20 protein-coding genes are annotated in these 19,542 nt (G+C 55.0%); 8 read left to right on the top strand and 12 right to left on the bottom strand.

Features of this window, described 5'->3' with window-relative positions; genetic code table 11:
- Positions 1 to 70: 70 nt before the first annotated feature.
- From GHO42_RS19465 to GHO42_RS19440, 6 genes are all read right to left on the bottom strand, one after another.
- Positions 71 to 1,309 carry an ATP-grasp domain-containing protein gene (locus GHO42_RS19465; RefSeq protein ID WP_368668079.1) on the bottom strand — a complete coding sequence of 413 codons (1,239 nt, stop codon included), beginning with the start codon at positions 1,307 to 1,309 and terminating at the stop codon, positions 71 to 73.
- An 11-nt stretch (positions 1,310 to 1,320) separates the two neighbouring features.
- Positions 1,321 to 2,235 (bottom strand): DMT family transporter, encoded by a 915-nt coding sequence (locus GHO42_RS19460; RefSeq protein WP_095018833.1) that lies wholly within the window; start codon positions 2,233 to 2,235, stop codon positions 1,321 to 1,323.
- Between the two features lie 50 nt (positions 2,236 to 2,285).
- Positions 2,286 to 2,852 (bottom strand): phosphoribosyltransferase family protein, encoded by a 567-nt coding sequence (locus tag GHO42_RS19455; protein WP_165446483.1) that lies wholly within the window; start codon positions 2,850 to 2,852, stop codon positions 2,286 to 2,288.
- Entirely contained in the window at positions 2,849 to 3,799 is a 951-nt protein-coding gene (locus tag GHO42_RS19450; RefSeq protein WP_153328505.1) for a cysteine synthase family protein, read from the bottom strand. Before GHO42_RS19450 ends, GHO42_RS19455 begins: the two co-directional genes overlap by 4 nt.
- Positions 3,800 to 4,128: 329 nt before the next feature.
- Positions 4,129 to 5,397, bottom strand: coding sequence for a Zn-dependent hydrolase (locus GHO42_RS19445; RefSeq protein ID WP_146541114.1), 1,269 nt, complete (start codon positions 5,395 to 5,397; stop codon positions 4,129 to 4,131).
- 36 nt (positions 5,398 to 5,433) lie between these two features.
- A complete protein-coding gene (locus GHO42_RS19440) occupies positions 5,434 to 6,921 on the bottom strand; it encodes an NCS1 family nucleobase:cation symporter-1 (protein WP_095002357.1) in 1,488 nt (495 codons plus the stop codon).
- A gap of 53 nt (positions 6,922 to 6,974) precedes the next feature.
- Between GHO42_RS19440 and GHO42_RS19435 the strand changes: the two genes are divergently transcribed.
- The 4 genes from GHO42_RS19435 (at position 6,975) to preA (ending at position 11,668) form a co-directional block, all read left to right on the top strand.
- Positions 6,975 to 7,214, top strand: a complete 240-nt coding sequence (locus GHO42_RS19435; RefSeq protein WP_133144381.1) for a hypothetical protein — start codon at positions 6,975 to 6,977, stop codon at positions 7,212 to 7,214.
- Positions 7,215 to 7,527: 313 nt separating this feature from the next.
- Positions 7,528 to 8,967 carry a dihydropyrimidinase gene (hydA, locus tag GHO42_RS19430; RefSeq protein WP_095002356.1) on the top strand — a complete coding sequence of 480 codons (1,440 nt, stop codon included), beginning with the start codon at positions 7,528 to 7,530 and terminating at the stop codon, positions 8,965 to 8,967.
- A gap of 58 nt (positions 8,968 to 9,025) precedes the next feature.
- Positions 9,026 to 10,393, top strand: a complete 1,368-nt coding sequence (locus GHO42_RS19425; protein WP_178127000.1) for an NAD(P)-dependent oxidoreductase — start codon at positions 9,026 to 9,028, stop codon at positions 10,391 to 10,393.
- Positions 10,394 to 11,668 (top strand): NAD-dependent dihydropyrimidine dehydrogenase subunit PreA, encoded by a 1,275-nt coding sequence (gene preA / locus GHO42_RS19420; RefSeq protein ID WP_095018827.1) that lies wholly within the window; start codon positions 10,394 to 10,396, stop codon positions 11,666 to 11,668.
- Positions 11,669 to 11,783: 115 nt separating this feature from the next.
- Here preA and GHO42_RS19415 read toward each other — a convergent pair whose 3' ends face one another.
- On the bottom strand, positions 11,784 to 12,404 hold the full coding sequence (locus GHO42_RS19415) for a TetR/AcrR family transcriptional regulator (RefSeq protein WP_095002353.1): 621 nt from the start codon (positions 12,402 to 12,404) through the stop codon (positions 11,784 to 11,786).
- Between the two features lie 122 nt (positions 12,405 to 12,526).
- The gene (locus GHO42_RS19410) at positions 12,527 to 12,883 is read right to left on the bottom strand and encodes a hypothetical protein (RefSeq protein WP_095002352.1); all 357 of its coding nucleotides are present in this window, start codon (positions 12,881 to 12,883) and stop codon (positions 12,527 to 12,529) included.
- A gap of 251 nt (positions 12,884 to 13,134) precedes the next feature.
- On the opposite strand from GHO42_RS19410, the gene csrA reads away from it, so the two are divergent.
- The gene (gene csrA, locus GHO42_RS19405; protein WP_016780419.1) at positions 13,135 to 13,329 is read left to right on the top strand and encodes a carbon storage regulator CsrA; all 195 of its coding nucleotides are present in this window, start codon (positions 13,135 to 13,137) and stop codon (positions 13,327 to 13,329) included.
- A 297-nt stretch (positions 13,330 to 13,626) separates the two neighbouring features.
- Positions 13,627 to 14,172 carry a DUF1269 domain-containing protein gene (locus tag GHO42_RS19400; protein ID WP_016780418.1) on the top strand — a complete coding sequence of 182 codons (546 nt, stop codon included), beginning with the start codon at positions 13,627 to 13,629 and terminating at the stop codon, positions 14,170 to 14,172.
- Positions 14,173 to 14,218: 46 nt separating this feature from the next.
- Here the strand turns inward: GHO42_RS19400 and GHO42_RS19395 are convergent, their stop codons facing one another.
- On the bottom strand, positions 14,219 to 14,539 hold the full coding sequence (locus GHO42_RS19395) for a YbjQ family protein (RefSeq protein WP_095002452.1): 321 nt from the start codon (positions 14,537 to 14,539) through the stop codon (positions 14,219 to 14,221).
- A gap of 234 nt (positions 14,540 to 14,773) precedes the next feature.
- Here GHO42_RS19395 and ppnN point away from each other — a divergent pair, with 234 nt between their 5' ends.
- The gene (ppnN, locus tag GHO42_RS19390; protein ID WP_095002351.1) at positions 14,774 to 16,147 is read left to right on the top strand and encodes a nucleotide 5'-monophosphate nucleosidase PpnN; all 1,374 of its coding nucleotides are present in this window, start codon (positions 14,774 to 14,776) and stop codon (positions 16,145 to 16,147) included.
- A gap of 63 nt (positions 16,148 to 16,210) precedes the next feature.
- Here the strand turns inward: ppnN and GHO42_RS19385 are convergent, their stop codons facing one another.
- The 3 genes from GHO42_RS19385 to GHO42_RS19375 all read right to left on the bottom strand — a co-directional run bounded on the left by GHO42_RS19385 (position 16,211) and on the right by GHO42_RS19375 (position 18,131).
- Complete coding sequence (locus GHO42_RS19385) at positions 16,211 to 16,744, bottom strand: DUF3087 family protein (RefSeq protein WP_153328503.1); 534 nt, start codon at positions 16,742 to 16,744, stop codon at positions 16,211 to 16,213.
- A gap of 65 nt (positions 16,745 to 16,809) precedes the next feature.
- On the bottom strand, positions 16,810 to 17,490 hold the full coding sequence (locus GHO42_RS19380) for a glycoside hydrolase family 19 protein (protein WP_095002349.1): 681 nt from the start codon (positions 17,488 to 17,490) through the stop codon (positions 16,810 to 16,812).
- A gap of 170 nt (positions 17,491 to 17,660) precedes the next feature.
- Positions 17,661 to 18,131 carry an Lrp/AsnC family transcriptional regulator gene (locus tag GHO42_RS19375; RefSeq protein ID WP_095002348.1) on the bottom strand — a complete coding sequence of 157 codons (471 nt, stop codon included), beginning with the start codon at positions 18,129 to 18,131 and terminating at the stop codon, positions 17,661 to 17,663.
- Between the two features lie 124 nt (positions 18,132 to 18,255).
- On the opposite strand from GHO42_RS19375, the gene GHO42_RS19370 reads away from it, so the two are divergent.
- Positions 18,256 to 19,443, top strand: coding sequence for a methionine gamma-lyase (locus GHO42_RS19370; RefSeq protein WP_095026973.1), 1,188 nt, complete (start codon positions 18,256 to 18,258; stop codon positions 19,441 to 19,443).
- The last annotated feature ends 99 nt before the right edge of the window (positions 19,444 to 19,542 follow it).

Below are 19,542 nucleotides of genomic sequence, written 5' to 3'. Positions count from 1 at the left end.
GCGATTTGCCTGACAGAACGCAGTGCTTGCATCGCGGGCAAGCCCGCTCCCACAGGTTGGGGCGTCTGTCTTATTTCTTCTCTTGTAGATAGATCCCGGCTGCTTCCATTTCACGGATTCGAGCGTAATCGGCTTCGATCTGCGCCAGATCGGTATGAACCAGATAAACAGTGCCCGGCTGACTGAATACGTCCCGGGTAGGCGCAATTCGCTGACCATTTTCGACGTAGAACACCACCTCGAAAAAAGACGCCAGGCTGCGCAATTGCTGCACAAATGCCCCGGTACAGAAAACACCTTCCGAATGATTGATCAGGCACACATTGTAAGTGTGCCTGGACAGTACATAGTCCTGATTGCCGGCCAGTAGCTGCTCAAACTCAAGGGGCCGAGTGATGGACAGTGCACATGCATCAATCTGTCCAAGACCGGTGGTCAGCGCCGAGACACCGGGCCTTAGAATTCCGTCTGTACGTGCTGCAATCTCCACCAGTTTTGGCCCGTCCTCGGTGTACATAACCTCGGCATGGCTGGGGCCATTACGGATACCCAGGCACTTCACCACCTTGCGGGTATAGGCCACCAACTCGGCATACGGAGCGTCGGTGCAAGCAAGCAGTTGATCGATGTCATATACGATGCTGCCTGTTTCCAGCACACGCTTGGTGTATTTCACCACCTCTGTGACCAACTGATACCCATTCAAGGACACCATATTGACGACATACTCCGTGCCCACCAAATACTCCTGAAGTAGCACCTGGCTGTTTTCGAGACTCAACTTGTTGCGCGTACCCAACAGCGCCTTGAATGCCTCCTTGCACGCTGCCAGATCGCGGCAAATATAAACCCCGTCCGCCCCTGCGCTTTCCAGGGGTTTTACGACTAGCGGAAACCTGCCATGGGCAGCCACCCAGTCTTTACCGTCGCTCCACGTATCCACTGCGCACTGGGCAGGGGCGGATAAACCGGCTTCGGTAACGCACTGAATCATCTCGTATTTGTTTCTGCGAGCCCTGCTCCTGGAAAACTCATTGGCGTAATCCAGCCCCAACTGTTCATTCAACAGATCGGCCAAAAACACCCCGCTTTCTGCCCCGGCAATAATAACATCGGGATTAAAATGCCTGAGCTCCGCCAACGTGAACGTCGTATCCGTATGAACGAGGGATCGCTCGTAAATAGACGAATCAAATCCGACATAATAATAGCCATCGAGATCAGAACTGGACACAACATGAAATAAAGCACATTCATTTTCGTACAATTTCTTTGACAGGAATTTACCCGACGAAAATCCGTCAACCACTACAACTCTTATCATTTCGCACCTCGCCTGTTTGATATAGCCAGCCAGGCCAGCAGTCCAACAATAAGACAGACGGCCAGGATGCTCGGCATTGAAATCGCCACCCGCGAATCTAGGTATTGAAGTAGCAAGGTAAAAACCGGCAACGTCAGCAATACAAATGACACCGCTATTGGACTGAGATGAAAAATGGTTTTTTGAATAAGGTAGACAGGCAACAGATGGCCGACGATAACCAGAACTGACAGCGGCAAGATCCACTGGGGGGCGAGACTGAATGAGGTGTCGCTGAAGCTGATAAACAGGCTGCAAACAACTACCATCATGATGCTCCTCACAGCCAGAATATCATAAGTTTTCCAACGACAATAAAACATCTTTTTGGAAACAATCGTATAAAATACCGTGCCCATTGCACACAGCACTACACTGACAATACCGATAATTCTCTGTTCTATGGAAGTCGAAGAAATACCACTTTCCCCGACCAAAGACTGAAACAGCATTATGGCAACCGAGAGCAATACCAGTCCGGCAATCAGGGTTTCGAGTGCAGTGGCCTTGCCAGCACCTTTTACAAAGCTCGACACCAGCAAAGTCAATGCTGGGCCGCAGGCTACTGAGGCTACCCCTACTACCGCTGGTTCCAGAAATCGCAGGGCATAAAAAAGACCGCCCCAATTCAACAATACCGACAGATTGATCCATACCACCAATGGCCAGTCTTGCTGGATCTTGTCCATCAAGCTATGCCTGCCTGCACGGAGGCTGTACATCATAAACAATGCAGCAGACGAAACAAAGCAATAGAAAACAACCACCAGGGTATCAAGTACCTGCGTTATAAACGCGACATACACGTCAAAGGCGGCGCTGATAAAACAAAAGAACAACCCTAATATAACACCCAAGTTTTCAGGCTTCATAGACAACCCTTCCTACTTACTTCCCCTCACGCCTAGCGAGCTTTTCTGGATCAGTCCAACACCCGAACCCTATCTTCAGACAATACAATCCTAACGAGCGTTTTAACTGCAACACCCGTACTATTCAAAACCTGCTCCCTACCATTATTTTGTACTTTCTCTACTGCACACACGACATCGACCACTTCAGCCCCACTACGCCGAACAGCCTCCACCAACGATATAACAGCACCTCCCGTACTCAGAGTATCATCGACAATGACCACTCTATCACCCGCAACAACTCCATTAAGGTAAAGCTTCCCTTGATAATATTCTGATTCAAGATCCACACACACATCATTCACATCTTCAAGGCTATATGTGTACCATCGTGCAATAGCCATTGGAATACCCGTCAATATGGAGACTGCTGTCGCCAGCGGTGCGCCCTTATCTTCCTCCGTCACTATTTTATCAACATGCCAATCCATGACCTCAATGACACCACGTGCCGCTTCGAGGAGCACCTCCGGCCTCAAAGCCGGCAGCTGATCCGTAAATTCATTTACTGTAATTCTTGTTGCCCCCACACTAACTACTTTAGCTCTCTCATATACCTCTTTCAGCAGCATCATTTGACCTCCGTATACGCTGGATAAACCCCATCCCAACAGCTCTTGTACTTCCATGCACTATCAAAAAAAAGCGTGACGATATTTAAACCTCTTTGCGTAGCCGCTATCTTTTCACACACTAACAAGTTGGCACCACACGTCGGCCCTATGCCATATTCATTTTTTGACACAAACAACCCCATCTGTTCCCAGGCTTCATCACCATCCACGACAACCACTTCGTCGATCAAGTTAGGGGTTGTATTAATCGACAACACACCTGCTCCCAGCCCCATAAGATTATGCGACCGATGCTCAAACTCAAGCCCTTGCCTTGCGGCATACAATGGAGCAGAAGCATCCACCTCAATACCGACTGTTTTAATATCTCTATAATGCCGCTTCAAGACTTCAGCAATACCCGAGAACGTGCCTCCAGTACCTAAAGAACACACGAAATAATCCGGTACAACTTTGTACTCACCAAGCGCTTTGACAATCTCCTCTCCGCAGGTATGCCAGGCCAACTTATTAAGTAGCGTGCTCGACTGATCCAAGAAATAGACCTCACTAGAATTTTTACTTTTCACATACTCTTTAGCTGCATCAACGGCCCCTACCAAAAATCTTTCTTTGGGGGTTTCGACCACATGTGCTCCATACGCTCTTATTTGCTCTTTACGTTCACATGTCATCCCTTCCGGCATGAATATTTTGATGGAATAACCTTTCTTCTTTCCAATCCATGCTAGCGCCGCCCCACCGTTACCGGTCGAGCAGTCAACCAGCGTCATACCTTTACGAATGACACCCTCACGCTCTAGCGAAGTGATGATATTCAAATAAGTTCGATCTTTATGACTGCCAGAAGGATTCATATATTCACACTTCGAAAACAAGCGACCTCCATTGCAGGCAAATCGCATTAGCTCAACGAGTGGTGTATTGCCAATATCGTCCAGATTCATAACCCCCCACAACCTTAAGCCTGATAACTTCCCAGTTATTAATAACCCAACAAGTTCTCAAATAAACATTACCCTCAAGAGACCATAGCCGCAAACAAATATACATAGAAAGATCCTACACCATCTTACAGAATCATCTTTAGGACAACACTAAGCCATTGTTATTGCGCAAACTTAAAATACAAATATGCCGACACAGCAGGCGAAACGAAACATCACGAAACAAATATTCGATCTCGCGGGCATCTAAAGAACAAGAAAATATGGAAACAGGAGCGGCTTTTACCGCTCCCATAGACAGGAGAAAGTGCTGGATCTTTAAATAAGCATCAATGCGCTACATTTTTCGACGCCGCCAACATTGCCTTAAGCAATACCGCGCACCCCGCTGCCAGATCCTTGGGATCGGCGTTTTCGATTTCGTTGTGGCTGATGCCGCCTTCACAGGGCACAAATATCATCCCTGCCGGACCCAGTTCGGCCAGGAAGATGGCGTCGTGCCCTGCCCCGCTGACGATATCCATGTTCGACAAGCCCAACTCATTAGCCGCATCCCGCACGGCGTTGACGCAATCAGGGTTGAAGTACAGCGGCGGAAAGTCTGCTGTGGGAGTCAGTTCGAAACTCAGGCCATGCTCCTCGCAGGTAGCCTCAATCACCCCACGCACTTGCTCGATCATCGAGTCCAGCCGCTCGGGCAGCAAATGCCGGAAGTCCAGGGTCATGCGTACTTCACCGGGGATAACATTGCGCGAGCCCGGATAGGCTTGCAGGCAACCCACGGTCCCGCAGGCGTGGGGTTGATGGCCAAGAGCTGCCTTGTTGACGGCGGCAACCACGGCCGCCGCCCCGACCAATGCATCCTTGCGCAGGTGCATGGGCGTAGGCCCGGCATGGGCTTCTACACCGCGCAGGTTGAGGTCGAACCATTTCTGCCCCAGGGCGCCCAGGACTACGCCGATGGTTTTGCGCTCGTCCTCCAGAATCGGCCCCTGTTCGATGTGAGCTTCAAAGTAGGCCCCCACCGGGTGGCCGCTGACCTTGCGGCTGCCAGCATAGCCAATTGCATTCAGGGCCTCTCCCACGGTCACGCCCTGGGCATCGGTTTTGGCCAGGGTTTCTTCAAGGGTAAACTTGTCTGCGAAAACCCCGGAACCCATCATGCACGGCGCAAAGCGTGAGCCTTCTTCATTGGTCCACACCACCACTTCCAGCGGCGCGTCGGTCTCGATATTGAGGTCGTTGAGGGTGCGCAGTACTTCAACCCCGGCCAGTACGCCAAAGCAGCCGTCGAACTTGCCGCCGGTGGGTTGGGTGTCGATATGGCTGCCGGTCATTACTGGCGGCAAGTCTGGATTACGCCCTGGACGGCGGGCAAAGATATTGCCCACGGCGTCCACGCTGACGGTGCAACCGGCGTCCTCACACCAGCGTACAAAAATATCCCGGGCCTGGCGGTCCAGGTCGGTCAGGGCCAGGCGGCATACACCGCCCTTTACCGTGGCACCCAGCTGGGCCAGTTCCATTAACGAGGCCCACAGGCGCTCGCCGTTGATCAATGGCGCGCGGTGCTGCTGAAGGTCGTGTGCGGCGTTCATAATAGTTTCCTCAGGCAGTTTTTATAGGAAGACGCTTCAAACCGTGCCTTTGACGGCTTCTGCTTGCTGACTGTTCAGGCGATACAACCCGTAATAAATCACGGCCCCGAGCAACGACCCGGTAAACCAGCCGAAGTCATAGAACCAGCTGAAGGCACTGCTGCCCAACGACAGCAACGTCAGCGCCACAGGTACACCAAAAGCGATAAAACCCTTCCAGTTCCAGGCCGGATACACCCCGTCACGGTACAGCCCGGCAAGGTCGAGTTTTTGCTGACGGATAACGAAATAGTCGACCACCATGATCCCGGCAATCGGCCCAAGCAGGCTGGAGTAACCCAGCAACCAGTTGGAGTACACGGTTTCCAGGCTCACATCCGAGACCAGCAGGCCGAGTTTCTTCAGCAATTCATGAGCCATCAGCGCCAAGCCCACCAGGCCGGTCAAGATCACTGCCGTGGTGCGGTTGATCAACTTGGGAGCGATGTTCTGGAAGTCATTGGTGGGCGACACAATATTGGCCGCCGTATTGGTCGAAAGCGTGGCGATGATGATCAGCGCCATGGCCAGTGCCACCCAGCCCGGGCTCTGGATATGGCCGATCAGGCTGACCGGGTCGGATACGGTAACGCCTACCAGTTTTTCGGACGCTGCCGTCATCACCACGCCCAGAGCGGCGAACAGGAACATGGTCAGCGGCAGGCCAAAAATCTGCCCCAGGATCTGGTCTTTCTGGCTTTTTGCGTATCGGCTGAAGTCCGGAATATTCAGGGACAAGGTGGCCCAGAAACCCACCATTGCAGTCAGGCCGGCAAAGAAGTAGCCGTACACACTGGCACCTTCCGGGCGCTTGGGCGGCTGGGCCAGCAGTTCACTCATCGACACATTGGGCAGAGCCCACACCAGCAGGCCCAGACCGACCAGTACCAGCAAGGGTGCAGACAGGGTTTCCAGCCACTTGATCGACTCGGCACCGCGCAATACCACCCACAGGTTGAGCGCCCAGAAAATCATGAAGCCGATCACTTCACCCGTACCGCCCAGGCTTTTCCAGCCCTCGAACACCGAGCCCAGAAACAGGTGGATGGCCAGACCGCCGAACAGTGTCTGGATCCCGAACCAGCCGCAGGCCACCAGAGCACGGATCAGACACGGTACGTTGGAGCCGATAATGCCGAAGGAAGAACGCAGCAACACCGGAAAGGGAATGCCGTATTTGGTGCCCGCAAAGGCATTGAGAGTCAGAGGGATCAATACCACGATATTTGCCAGCAGAATCGCCAGCAGTGCCTCACCCACTGAAAGCCCGAAATAGGCTGTCAGAACCCCGCCCAGGGTATAGGTGGGTACGCAAATGGACATGCCGACCCACAAGGCAGTGATATGCCACTTGTTCCAGGTGCGCTCATGAACTTTGGTGGGGGCGATGTCGTGGTTGTACCGGGGGCTATCGAGGACTTCAGGCCCGGCATCCAGTTCGTACAAACCGTTACGTTCGGTGACTTTTGATCTGCTCGGTTGCATAGTCGATCACTCTCTTGTTGTGCTGCTCCTGGTTGAACTGCCTGGCGCTGCGTATGGACACAAAGCGCTCCCTTGCCTGGACACTTACTTGCCTATCCCGCCCGGTCATGGCAGCAACAATCAAGAACTGTGCCGTGTTACTTCCCTCGCCTGCTCAAACCGTCCTGCATGACTGGCAACACGCTGCTTTTAAAACCGTTTTAAACACCAGCCAAATGACTCTCATTCCCGTTAAAGGCCTTTATCAGTTTTTTTATATCGCCAAACGAAACACTTCGGTGCGTGCTTATTAACTTAATCGACTCACCTCCCTTCATCCGCAAGCTCAAGCACCTGATTTCGCATAAGAAAGTTCGCTTATATTTGAATCCTGTCAAGTGCGTCAAAATGGTGAGGCCGTGCATCATTTGGGTGACTTAAAATAATTAACTTTAAAAATCATATAGTTATACATATCTAACCCCGTTAAAAATAAAGTTTGATCATTCTTCAACAACCCACTAGATTTTATTCCTGTCACCAGTGGCAGGAATGCAAACTTCCCACTAAATTTCAATAACAACAGTTAGAACCGGCTCTAGCCGGTCAGCCTTCGAGGAACTCCGTATGTCGCTGTTAATCCGTGGCGCTACGCTTGTGACCCATGATGAAAGTTATTGTGCGGATGTATATTGCGCTGACGGTCTGGTCCGCGCGATTGGCACTGATCTTGATGTTCCCCCAGGCTGCGAAGTTGTCGATGGTCGCGGCCAATATCTGATGCCCGGTGGTATCGACCCCCACACGCATATGCAATTGCCGTTTATGGGCACCGTCGCCAGCGAAGACTTTTTCAGTGGCACCGCGGCCGGTCTGGCAGGCGGTACAACATCGATTATCGACTTTGTCATTCCCAACCCGCAGCAGTCCCTGCTTGAGGCTTTTCATCAGTGGCGGGGCTGGGCCGAAAAGTCGGCAGCAGACTATGGCTTTCATGTCGCAATCACTTGGTGGAGCGAGCAGGTACGTGAAGAAATGGCCGAATTGGTCAGCCATCACGGCATCAACAGCTTCAAGCATTTCATGGCCTACAAGAACGCGATCATGGCCGCAGACGACACCCTGGTGGCCAGCTTCGAGCGTTGCCTGGAGCTGGGCGCAGTGCCCACCGTGCATGCCGAAAATGGCGAACTGGTGTACCACCTGCAACGCAAACTTATGGCTCAGGGCATGACGGGGCCGGAAGCCCATCCGCTGTCACGTCCCTCCCAGGTGGAAGGTGAAGCGGCCAGCCGGGCGATCCGCATCGCTCAGACCCTCGGTACGCCGTTGTACCTGGTGCATGTTTCGACCCGTGAAGCACTCGACGAAATCACCTACGCCCGTAGCCAGGGCCAACCGGTATATGGCGAAGTACTGGCCGGGCATTTGCTGCTGGATGACAGCGTGTACCAGCATCCCGACTGGCAAACGGCAGCAGGCTACGTGATGAGCCCGCCCTTCCGCCCTCGCGGGCATCAGGAGGCACTGTGGCACGGCCTGCAATCGGGCAACCTGCACACCACCGCCACCGACCACTGCTGCTTTTGCGCCGAACAAAAGGCCGCCGGGCGTGACGATTTCAGCAAGATCCCCAACGGCACGGCGGGTATCGAAGACCGCATGGCGCTGCTGTGGGATGAAGGCGTGAATACCGGGCGCCTGTCGATGCAGGAGTTTGTGGCGCTGACCTCCACCAACACCGCGAAGATCTTCAATATCTACCCGCGCAAAGGCACGATCCGGGTCGGTGCCGATGCGGACCTGGTGCTGTGGGATCCCCAGGGCACCCGCACCATTTCCGCCAAAACCCACCATCAAAATGTCGACTTCAACATCTTTGAAGGCAAGACCGTACGCGGTGTGCCCAGTCATACCATCAGTCAGGGTCGCCTGGTGTGGGTTGACGGTGACCTGCGGGCCGAACGCGGAGCCGGTCGCTATATCGAACGCCCGGCCTACCCTGCGGTGTTCGACTTGCTGAAAAAGCGCGCCGAGCATCAGCAACCGGTGGCTGTTAAACGCTGAGCATAAAAACACTGCCCGATAGAGGCACAAAGATCTCCTCACCCCTGAGGTAAGCACCGTGATCAAGTCCTTGAACCATTTACCCCACCCCCATGAAACTGCGCAGGTGCTGGCCAGCCACTTTACCGATCTGGCGCCGCCCCTCAATGCTCGCCAGGCCGTGCTGGAAAGCTCACGTTGCCTGTATTGCTACGACGCCCCCTGCGTCAACGCCTGCCCCAGCGACATAGATATCCCGTCGTTTATTCGCAATATTCAGCAGGAAAACGTCCAGGGTGCAGCGCAGAAAATTCTTTCGGCCAATATCCTCGGCGGCAGTTGTGCCCGGGTGTGCCCTACCGAGGTACTGTGCGAGCAAGCTTGCGTGCGCAACAACAGCCAGGAATGCGCGCCTGTGCTGATCGGTTTGTTACAGCGCTATGCGGTCGATCATGCACAGTTCAGCGAGCATCCGTTCAAGCGTGCCGCGCCCACCGGCAAATGCATCGCGGTAGTCGGCGCCGGACCTGCGGGGCTGGCTTGCGCCCATCGCCTAGCACTGCACGGGCATGAGGTGGTGATTTTCGAAGCGCGGGAGAAATCCGGCGGGCTTAACGAGTACGGGATTGCCAAATACAAGTTGGTGGACGATTTTGCCCAGCGCGAAGTGGATTTCGTCCTGCAGGTTGGCGGCATTGAAGTGCGCCACGGCCAGCGCTTGGGCGACAACTTGAGCCTGAGCGAACTGCACCAGCAATTCGATGCGGTATTTCTCGGGCTGGGTCTGGCTGCCAGTCGCCAGCTGGGTTTGCCCCATGAAAATACTCCGGGGCTGCTGGCTGCCACCGACTACATCCGCGAGTTGCGCCAGAGCGACGACCTGACCCGGTTACCCCTGGCCGAGCGCTGCATTGTGCTGGGCGCTGGCAACACCGCGATCGATATGGCCGTGCAAATGGCCCGTCTTGGCGCTCGCGAAGTGAATCTGGTGTATCGCCGCGGGCTGCAGGACATGGGCGCCACCGGGCACGAGCAGGACATTGCCAAGGCCAATCAGGTGCGACTAATGACCTGGGCACAGCCACAGGACGTGTTGCTGGACAACACCGGCAAGGTGCGCGGCATGCGCTTTGCCTGCACACGCCTGGAAGAGGGGCGCCTGGTGACCACCGGTGAAACCTTCGAGCTGGCCGCAGACGCGGTGTTCAAGGCCATAGGCCAGGCCTTTGATGATGCAGCCCTGAGCGATCCGCTGGCGCAAACACTCAAGCGCGCGGGCGATCGCATCGAAGTCGACGAACACCTGCGCACCAATATTCCCGGTGTGTATGCCGGAGGCGATTGCACCTCCCTGGGGCAAGACCTGACCGTACAGGCCGTGCAACACGGCAAGCTGGCCGCAGAAGCCATGCATGCCCAACTCATGCTTGATCAGGAGGCTGCATAAATGGCCGATCTCTCGATTGTTTTCGCCGGTATCAAGGCCCCCAACCCGTTCTGGCTGGCGTCTGCGCCCCCTACCGACAAAGCCTACAACGTGGTACGAGCCTACGAGGCAGGCTGGGGTGGCGTGGTCTGGAAAACCCTGGGTGAGGACCCGGCCGCGGTTAACGTGTCCTCGCGTTACTCGGCACACTACGGCCCCAACCGCGAGGTTATGGGCATCAACAATATCGAGCTGATCACCGATCGCTCCCTTGAAATCAACTTGCGCGAGATCACCCAGGTCAAGAAGGACTGGCCGGATCGGGCCCTTATCGTGTCGCTGATGGTGCCCTGCGAAGAAGAGTCCTGGAAATACATCCTGCCACTGGTGGAGGCTACCGGTGCCGATGGCATCGAGCTGAATTTCGGATGCCCCCACGGCATGCCGGAGCGCGGCATGGGCGCGGCCGTTGGCCAGGTGCCCGAGTACGTGGAAATGGTCACACGCTGGTGCAAGACCTATTGTTCATTGCCGGTGATCGTCAAGCTGACGCCCAATATCACCGATGTGCGCCTTAGCGCCCGGGCCGCCCATCGTGGCGGCGCCGATGCGGTGTCGTTGATCAACACCATCAACTCGATCACCAGTGTCGACCTTGAACGCATGGTGGCGCTACCCGTAGTGGGCAGCCAGAGCACCCACGGCGGCTATTGCGGTTCGGCAGTCAAGCCGATAGCACTGAATATGGTGGCGGAAATTGCCCGCGACCCGCTGACCAAGGGCTTGCCTATCAGCGGGATAGGCGGCATTGGCAGTTGGCGTGATGCTGCAGAGTTTATTGCCCTGGGCTGTGGCTCGGTACAGGTATGCACCGCAGCGATGCTTCACGGATTTCGAATTGTTGAAGAAATGAAAGACGGTTTGTCGCGTTGGATGGACAGTCAAGGCTATACCAGCCTGGAGGACTTTTCCGGCCGTGCAGTGGCCAATACTACTGACTGGAAATATCTGGATATCAATTATCAGGTTATCGCCAGGATCGATCAGGACGCCTGTATTGGTTGCGGGCGCTGCCATATTGCCTGCGAAGATACTTCGCACCAGGCCATCGCCAGCTTGAAGCAGGCCGACGGCACACATCGGTATGAAGTGATCGACGATGAATGTGTGGGTTGCAACCTGTGCCAGATAACCTGCCCGGTGGAGGACTGTATCGAGATGGTGCCACACAACAATGGCCTGCCATTTCTGGACTGGAACCACGACCCACGTAACCCGTACTGCGTGGCTTCGTAAATCAACCCTGTGGGAGCGGGCTTGCTCGCGATGCAGGCAATGCGGTGTGTCAGGTACACCGGGGTGATGCCATCGCGAGCAAGCCCGCTCCCACACGATCGATAAGCAGAGTTGCTTACGGCTCCAGTCCGATCCCCCGCAGGATCACACTGGTGACGGTCTGCACCGCACGTTCAAACTGGATATCGGACAACGGCTGGTGATCGTTGATGATCATCACTTGATGGTCAAAGTCAGCGTAATGCTGGGTTGATGCCCATATCATGTACAGCAGGCTGGACGGCTCAACAGGCAGGATTCGCTTGTCTTGCACCCATTGGCGAATTTTCGCCTCCTTGATCTTGGCCCAGTCATACAAACTGGCATCAAGCGCAAGACCCAGGGTCGGGGCGCCATGGATCATTTCATTGGCCCAGACTTTCGAACCATGGGGCCGGGTACGTGAGTGGTGCATTTTGGCACGAATGTAACTGCTCAATACCAGACGAGGATCGTCGTAGGTCTCGAAACACAGCGCATCCTGTTTCCACACTTCCAGCAACCCCAGCAATACCGCGCTGTAAAGATCCGTCTTGGTGCTGAAGTAGTAATGCAGGTTGGAACGTGGCAACTGGACTTGCGCCGCAATGTCCGCCATCGCCGTACCGGCAAAGCCTTTTTCGGCAAAAACCTTTTCAGCCCCCAGAAGGATTTTTTCGACATTGCTGCGTCGAATTTCGATCTTGTGATTGCTCATGGCGATGGCCCTTGCCGTCGTGTTGCTCTGATGTGCGCCGAGTGAACAAATATTTCCTGCACAAAGCGTCGAATAACGCCAGCGGCAGCTAAGCTCAGGCGGGTACCCGACGCTGTATCAGACTATTTCGCGGCGGGCAGTTCGATCACGTTGGTTTCAATACCGTCCAGCTTGGGCTTGAGTTTCATCTTTTGCTGGGCCTCAAGCGCTTGAGCCTGGGTGGTGAATGGTCCGATCAGGAAGTGCTGAACCCCGCCACTCTCGTAAATGTAAGGAGTAAAACCGTTGTCAAGAAGCCTGCCGGTCGTGTCCGGAATGGTCGCTCTCTGGCCTTCAGTGATCTCCAAAGCCCAGTGAGCAACAGGGGCCTGGGCCATCGTTGCTTCAGAAGCTGCTTTAGCCCGCTGGATTTTATCGTTAGACTCCTGACCGCAAGCCGTCAAGGCCAATATTGCTGTCATCACGATGACTATACGCACTGCGTTTCCCCTGTCTGTTTGAATGGGTAGATTTTATCACTGGGGCAGCGGCCTTGCTCTCCTTGAACAAATCCAAAGTGCCCCAATTTAAGGCTTATGCGCGAGAATTTTCCCCGTAAAGGGAATTAAACCTCTGGCCATGTCGTCTGTAATGAGCGGCGCAATAATACGTACTTAGCAGTATTCTGTAGTCATGACCGAAGCCGCACCGTCTCAGAGACGTGCCTTACAAAGCCATCAAGGAGAAAAAAATGCTGATACTCACCCGCAAAGTTGGTGAAAGCATAAACATCGGTGACGATATTACGATCACTATTTTAGGTGTCAGCGGACAACAGGTCAGAATCGGCATCAATGCGCCGAAGGATGTAGCCGTTCACCGTGAAGAAATTTACCAACGTATCCAGGCCGGCCTGAATGCACCTGAAAAGAACGAACAGCCATAAGCCTGTGAGGTATCAGCCCAAGGCTTGAGGTCAGGGCTGCTCAGCCAGCCCTCCTCAAATCATTTTTACACTGCACCTGCCACGGCATTACCCCCTTGCCGCACCCTTCTCTTTATCAAGAGATATGTCTCGTCGACTTGACCGTTTCAAGGTTAGCGACCACGCTCATTCCTCGCAGCAGGCTCCAGAAAGCTGAACCACTGCGCGCCAGGGTGTTTGCATTGTGCCGCCTTGAGAAACCCCTCCACCCTTCAGCCCTTCGCCGGGCTGGACCTGTACCGTCAAGGAATGAAAGACATGTCCGATTTAATCGTAGTGGGATTTTCAGACACCGAAAAAGCAGATCGTGCCCTCACCAAGATGGTTTCGCTGAGCAAAGAGCATCTGGTCGAGCTGGAAGATGCGGTGATTGTGGTGCGTAATGCCGAAGGCAAGATCCATATCAAGCAAAGCGTTAACCTGACAGCGATCGGGGCTACTTCAGGCCTGGTCACCGGCGGCCTGTGGGGCGCACTGGTCGGGCTGCTGTTTCTCAACCCGCTGGCAGGCTTTGCCATCGGCGGCGCACTGGGTGCCGGTACCGGCGCTTTGTCGGGCTCATTGAGCGATTACGGGATCGATGATGATTTCATCAAGTCATTGAGCGAGACCATTCCGAATGATTCCTCGGCCCTGTTCGTTCTGCTGCGCAAATTCCAGCCGGAAAAAGTGCTGAAAGAACTGGAAGACTCGGACTTCAAGGGCAAGGTCCTGCGTACCTCCCTGTCCCCGGAACAAGAGCAAAAACTGCAGGACGCGCTGTCCAAAACCACTGCAGGCGTACCTTTGGCGAAAACGGTTTAATTCGTAAAGCCCATTCGACCGCCCTGTGCGGTCGAATCCTGGTGCCTCAGTTCAAGCGCACAGCCGTGCCCGTGGCAAACACCACCAGCATGCCGCCACGCCCTGACGGCATGCTGATTTCAAACCCCAGCCCCATAATCGCATCCGCTCCCATGGCTTTGGCCCTGTCTCGAATTTCGTCCGTGACCTCTGCTCGCGCTTCTTTCAGTGCTCGCTCCAGCGTCTGAGAGCGCCCACCAAAAAAGTCGCGTACTCCGGTAAAAAAATCTCGTACCACATTGATGCCGTGAACCGATTCGGCACTGACAATCCCCAGGTATTCAGTGGCTTTTCTGCCGTCAATGCTGTGTGTGGTGGTGATGATCATCTGCCAGTCCTTTTTCTGTTTCAGTGACTTGCGAGGTTACCTTATCGCTGCCGTGCTCACTGCTGGTACTGTAACTGGAGTTAACTGCGGCTCTTTTAATTACAGGACCAAGGCTACTATGCTTACAGAAATGCAATCCAAAGACGCAAGAGTCGGGACGCCTCGCTCGCACTGATGACATGAATTCAAAAGCTGCGCCAAGCAATTTTTCGACCCCGCTCAAGGAAGCTCGCAATGGTCCAAAGACAAGTCATCAACGCCTCGGTCAGCCCGAAAGGCAGCCTGGAAACACTTTCCCAACGTGAAGTACAACAGCTGAGCGAGGTTGGCTCAGGCACCAGCTACACGCTTTTCCGCCAGTGCGTACTGGCTATCCTCAACACCGGCGCTCACGTCGATAACGCCAAGACCATCCTTGAGGCCTATCAGGACTTCGAGGTGCGGATTCACCAGCAAGACCGCGGCGTGCGGCTTGAACTGCTCAACGCCCCTGCCGATGCATTTGTCGATGGCGAAATGATCGCCAGTACCCGTGAAATGCTCTTCAGCGCCCTGCGCGACATCGTCTATACCCAGAGCGGCCTGGACAGCCCACGCATTGACCTGAGCAGCTCGGCGGGCATCACCGACTACGTGTTCCACTTGCTGCGCAATGCCCGCACGTTGCGCCCGGGCGTCGAACCGAAAATCGTGGTGTGCTGGGGTGGCCACTCAATCAATACCGAAGAGTACAAATACACCAAAAAGGTCGGCCACGAACTGGGCCTGCGCAGCCTGGATATCTGTACCGGCTGCGGTCCCGGTGTGATGAAAGGGCCAATGAAGGGCGCCACCATTTCCCACGCCAAACAACGTCTGACCGGTGGCCGCTATCTGGGCCTGACCGAGCCGGGCATCATTGCTGCCGAAGCGCCGAATCCCATCGTCAATGAACTGGTCATTCTGCCGGATATCGAAAAGCGTCTTGAGGCCTTTGTGCGGGTCGGTCACGGGGTGATTATCTTCCCGGGCGGTGCTGGCACGGCAGAAGAATTCCTGTACCTGCTGGGCATTCTGATGCACCCGGAGAACAAAGATGTGCCGTTCCCGGTTGTCCTGACCGGCCCCAAGGAAGCCGAACCCTATCTGCAGCAACTGCATGAGTTTGTCGGCGCTACCCTGGGTGAAGAAGCGCAACAGCAGTATCAGATCATCATCGACAACCCGGCCGAAGTGGCCCGTCATATGACCGCCGGGCTCAAGGCGGTTAAACAATTCCGCCGCGAGCGCAACGACGCTTTCCACTTCAACTGGTTACTGAAAATCGACGAAGGCTTTCAGCGCCCGTTCGACCCGACCCACGCCAACATGGCCAGCCTGAAACTGCGCAGCGACATGCCAGCACATGAATTGGCCATCAACCTGCGTCAGGCCTTCTCCGGGATTGTGTCGGGTAACGTAAAAGAGAAAGGCATCCATCTGATCGAGCAATACGGGCCTTACGAGATCCACGGTGACGCTGCCGTGATGAAACCGCTGGACAAACTGCTGCAGGCATTTGTTGAGCAGCACCGTATGAAACTGCCAGGCGGTGCGGCCTATGAGCCGTGCTATCGCGTCGTAAGCTGAACCCCACCCATAAGGCTCGCGTGCCCCAATTGCGGGAGCGAGCCTGCTCACGAAGGTGCAGCATTACTTCAGCGGCGCAAATTTTTTCACCGCATCAATCCACTGCGGATCGAGCCGGGTCTGCCCGGTGTCGATGCCCAGTGCTTCAAGACGTGCCTTGTGCAAATCGATCTCGCGAACCATTTGGCTTAACGCGCTGGAATTGGCGTCCAGCTGGTACATCTGGGTCACGCCCAGATGATAGAAGCGCAGCAGCTTCATCGCCGCCACATCCCCCGCCATGACTCCCGCCGTTACGTGATGCATGACATTGGTGACCTTCATCAGGCTACGCTTGAGTTGCCAGCCGTAGACTGCGGGCGCCATCCAGGGTTGAGACCAGAACACGTAGCGCACCAGCAGGAAGGTCGTGATCAGGGCAACAATGACCCCGGCCAGATTCAGGCGAAAATTGTCGCCACCGGCGACACCCAAAACCATGACCAGCACACCTGACAACAGCAGCGCCAGCAAGACAAACGTCAACGCGATATACAGCGTACTGCGGCGAGTTTGCTGACGATATATCTCGGGGTTAATCGGCTTTATCTCGAACATCACTGATCTATGGCTCCTGATGGCTGCGAACAAACTGCGCGGGCATTATGGCCTGATTGAACCGCTCAGGCGTGCAATAAAACCAGTGCCTTGCGGTATAGCGCCGCACGCTGGGCGTGACCATTGAGACCACCATTGATAGCCCTTGTCACGCGTTCGAAATCCTCCCCGTCTGCCAGGGTATTTATACTGCGCGAGTTCCAGTACCAGCCCGCCGACGCCACTGCCCATTGCCACTCTTGCAGCAGTTGCGGGCTGGTGAGCAAGCGCTCATCCCCGAACAACCCCTGGCTGCACTGGCAGTAGTTGGTTTTACCGGTGACTTGAATCAATCCCCTGCCCCGATATAACCAGCCTTCCCCCGACGCCTCTGAGCCATTGCCCAGGCGGTTGCTGTAGACCCGGTTTGCAATCGCCTGCGGCCGGCGCTGAAGCATAAGCGCGTCAGCATTGGGTACGCGCCGGGAGCGATTGCCGTCCGTTACGGTAATGTATTGACCTTCGCCATCCTTCTGCGCAAAGCGGGAGCCCCAGGTAGCCGCGAGGCCACCGGCACTGTAATTAAGGTTTTCGACAAGTACCGTGAACCCTGCACTTTCATGGCCTACCTGAGCTAGAAATGCAGCAAGGCGTCGGGGGGTATTGATCAACACTTGACGGCTAACGGCCTGCACAAGGGGCAAATACAGATCGACGCAGGCCGTACTTTTGGGGAACAGCTGGAGCATTACTTCGCGGCTCAACATGGGGATTTACTCTTAATCAATGTAATTAAAAGTAAAAGCCAAGCACTAAAGCCACGCACCTGCCGTCACCAAAAGAGTAATCAGGCCAGAACTACTCTACTCAAAGAAAACACTTACAACTCATCGAAAAGTTATTTTACAGATACGACTTGAATGCACCCTTGATGCACTCAACCTTCAACAGGCACCTCTCGCCTTGGCTTGACCGACTTATACGAAAAACTCGAGTAAATCTCTTTGACCGCGGGCAATGTCTGCAGGACTTCACGGGCAAATTCGCCAAAGGATTCGAGATCCCTGGCCACGACTTCCAATAAAAAGTCGTAACGACCCGACACGTTGTGACACGCGACGATTTCGGGAATTTCCAATAACCGTTGTTCAAAGCTTCTGGCCAGTTCTTGCGAGTGAGAGGCCATCATGATGCTGACAAACGCCGTGACCCCGTATCCCAGTTCCTTTGGCGAAAGAACCGCCTGATAGCCCGTAATGATCCCGCTCTCTTCCAGCATTTTGACCCGTCGCCAACACGGCGAGGTGGTCAGTGAGACACTCTCGGCCAACTCTGCAACGGTAAGTCGGGCATTGCCTTGCAGTGCGCAAAGCAAGGCTTTATCGGTTCTGTCCAGAGCGTTTGGCATGTTTTGCCCCTAGCGGTCAGCGTGGCGGTTTTTTGTTCTGGTAAGTGGTGTATTTACAGGTAAATTTGGAATTTTCCACGTTCATTTAAAGCATAGCATTGTAGGAAATATCGGAGAGTTCACCATGAACGATAAGAACAACAACTTCGGCTTTTCTACTCGCGCCATCCACTACGGTTACAACCCGCTGGAACACAACGGCGCGGTAATCCCCCCTGTTTATATGACCTCAACCTTTGCCTTTGCCACGGCCGAATACGGCGCAGGCTGTTTTTCCGGTGAAGAGCACGGGCATTTTTACACCCGCATTTCCAACCCCACCCTGGCCCTGCTGGAAGCACGCATGGCGGCGCTGGAAAACGGCGAAGCGGGTGTGGCGTTCAGTTCCGGCATGGGCGCGATCGCCGCAACATTCTGGACCCTGCTGCGGCCCGGCGATGAAATCATCGTCAACCGCACCTTGTATGGCTGCACCTTTGCCCTGCTGCACCACGGCATCGGTGAATTCGGGGTGGTAGTCAAACATGTGGACATGGCCAACCCGGCCGAACTGCAAGCCGCGATCAGCCCTGCAACCCGCATGATCTACTTCGAGACGCCCGCCAATCCGAATATGCAACTGGTGGACATCCCTGCCGTAGCGCGGATTGCCCACACACATGACAACCTGCTCGTGGTGATCGACAACACCTACTGCACGCCCTATCTGCAGCGTCCACTGGAACTGGGCGCCGACGTGGTGGTGCATTCGGCCACCAAGTACCTGAGCGGGCACAGTGATATCACCGCTGGCATGGTGGTCACCAGCCAGCTCCTGGCTGACCGGATCCGTCTGCAAGGCTTGAAGGACCTGACCGGGGCAGTCTTGTCGCCCCATGATGCGCATTTGCTGATGCGCGGTATCAAGACCCTGGCCCTGCGCATGGACCGCCATTGCAGCAGCGCCCAGGCCATTGCGCATATGTTGCAGGATCACCCTGCCGTGGAATGGGTGGCCTACCCGGGCCTGCCCTCTTTCCCGCAATACGAGCTGGCGTCCCGACAGATGAAACTGCCGGGGGGCATGATTGCCTTTGAGCTCAAGGGCGGCATGGCTGCAGGACAGCGCTTTATGAATGCCCTGCAACTGTTCAGCCGTGCGGTCAGCCTGGGGGGGGCCGAGTCACTGGCGCAGCATCCCGCGAGCATGACCCACTCCACCTACACCCTGGAGGAACGGGCACGACACGGAATAAGTGAAGGATTGGTGCGTCTGGCGGTGGGGCTGGAGGATGTCGCCGATTTGCTGGCGGATATAGAGCAGGCATTATAGGGGGGCAGCGCCAGCCTCCCCTGTAGATACTCTGTTGCCGGTCAACCCTCCCTGTGGGAGCGAGCCTGCTCGCGAACGACTTTCGCGAGCAGGCTCGCT

Origin of the sequence: Pseudomonas sp. FSL R10-0056 (assembly GCF_009600105.1) — a bacterium.
GTDB lineage: Bacteria > Pseudomonadota > Gammaproteobacteria > Pseudomonadales > Pseudomonadaceae > Aquipseudomonas > Aquipseudomonas bubulae.
This window is presented reverse-complemented; position numbering and strand designations above follow the sequence as displayed.

What these genes read in the sequence shown, in the direction of transcription:
- GHO42_RS19460 (WP_095018833.1), bottom strand. Translation starts at nt 2,235, where the DNA reads ATGAAGCCTGAAAACTTGGGTGTTATATTAGGGTTGTTCTTTTGTTTT.
- GHO42_RS19455 (WP_165446483.1), bottom strand. Translation starts at nt 2,852, where the DNA reads ATGATGCTGCTGAAAGAGGTATATGAGAGAGCTAAAGTAGTTAGTGTG.
- GHO42_RS19450 (WP_153328505.1), bottom strand. Translation starts at nt 3,799, where the DNA reads ATGAATCTGGACGATATTGGCAATACACCACTCGTTGAGCTAATGCGA.
- GHO42_RS19445 (WP_146541114.1), bottom strand. Translation starts at nt 5,397, where the DNA reads ATGAACGCCGCACACGACCTTCAGCAGCACCGCGCGCCATTGATCAAC.
- GHO42_RS19440 (WP_095002357.1), bottom strand. Translation starts at nt 6,921, where the DNA reads ATGCAACCGAGCAGATCAAAAGTCACCGAACGTAACGGTTTGTACGAA.
- GHO42_RS19435 (WP_133144381.1), top strand. Translation starts at nt 6,975, where the DNA reads ATGGACACAAAGCGCTCCCTTGCCTGGACACTTACTTGCCTATCCCGC.
- hydA (WP_095002356.1), top strand. Translation starts at nt 7,528, where the DNA reads ATGTCGCTGTTAATCCGTGGCGCTACGCTTGTGACCCATGATGAAAGT.
- preA (WP_095018827.1), top strand. Translation starts at nt 10,394, where the DNA reads ATGGCCGATCTCTCGATTGTTTTCGCCGGTATCAAGGCCCCCAACCCG.
- GHO42_RS19415 (WP_095002353.1), bottom strand. Translation starts at nt 12,404, where the DNA reads ATGAGCAATCACAAGATCGAAATTCGACGCAGCAATGTCGAAAAAATC.
- csrA (WP_016780419.1), top strand. Translation starts at nt 13,135, where the DNA reads ATGCTGATACTCACCCGCAAAGTTGGTGAAAGCATAAACATCGGTGAC.
- GHO42_RS19400 (WP_016780418.1), top strand. Translation starts at nt 13,627, where the DNA reads ATGTCCGATTTAATCGTAGTGGGATTTTCAGACACCGAAAAAGCAGAT.
- GHO42_RS19395 (WP_095002452.1), bottom strand. Translation starts at nt 14,539, where the DNA reads ATGATCATCACCACCACACACAGCATTGACGGCAGAAAAGCCACTGAA.
- ppnN (WP_095002351.1), top strand. Translation starts at nt 14,774, where the DNA reads ATGGTCCAAAGACAAGTCATCAACGCCTCGGTCAGCCCGAAAGGCAGC.
- GHO42_RS19385 (WP_153328503.1), bottom strand. Translation starts at nt 16,744, where the DNA reads ATGTTCGAGATAAAGCCGATTAACCCCGAGATATATCGTCAGCAAACT.
- GHO42_RS19380 (WP_095002349.1), bottom strand. Translation starts at nt 17,490, where the DNA reads ATGTTGAGCCGCGAAGTAATGCTCCAGCTGTTCCCCAAAAGTACGGCC.
- GHO42_RS19375 (WP_095002348.1), bottom strand. Translation starts at nt 18,131, where the DNA reads ATGCCAAACGCTCTGGACAGAACCGATAAAGCCTTGCTTTGCGCACTG.
- GHO42_RS19370 (WP_095026973.1), top strand. Translation starts at nt 18,256, where the DNA reads ATGAACGATAAGAACAACAACTTCGGCTTTTCTACTCGCGCCATCCAC.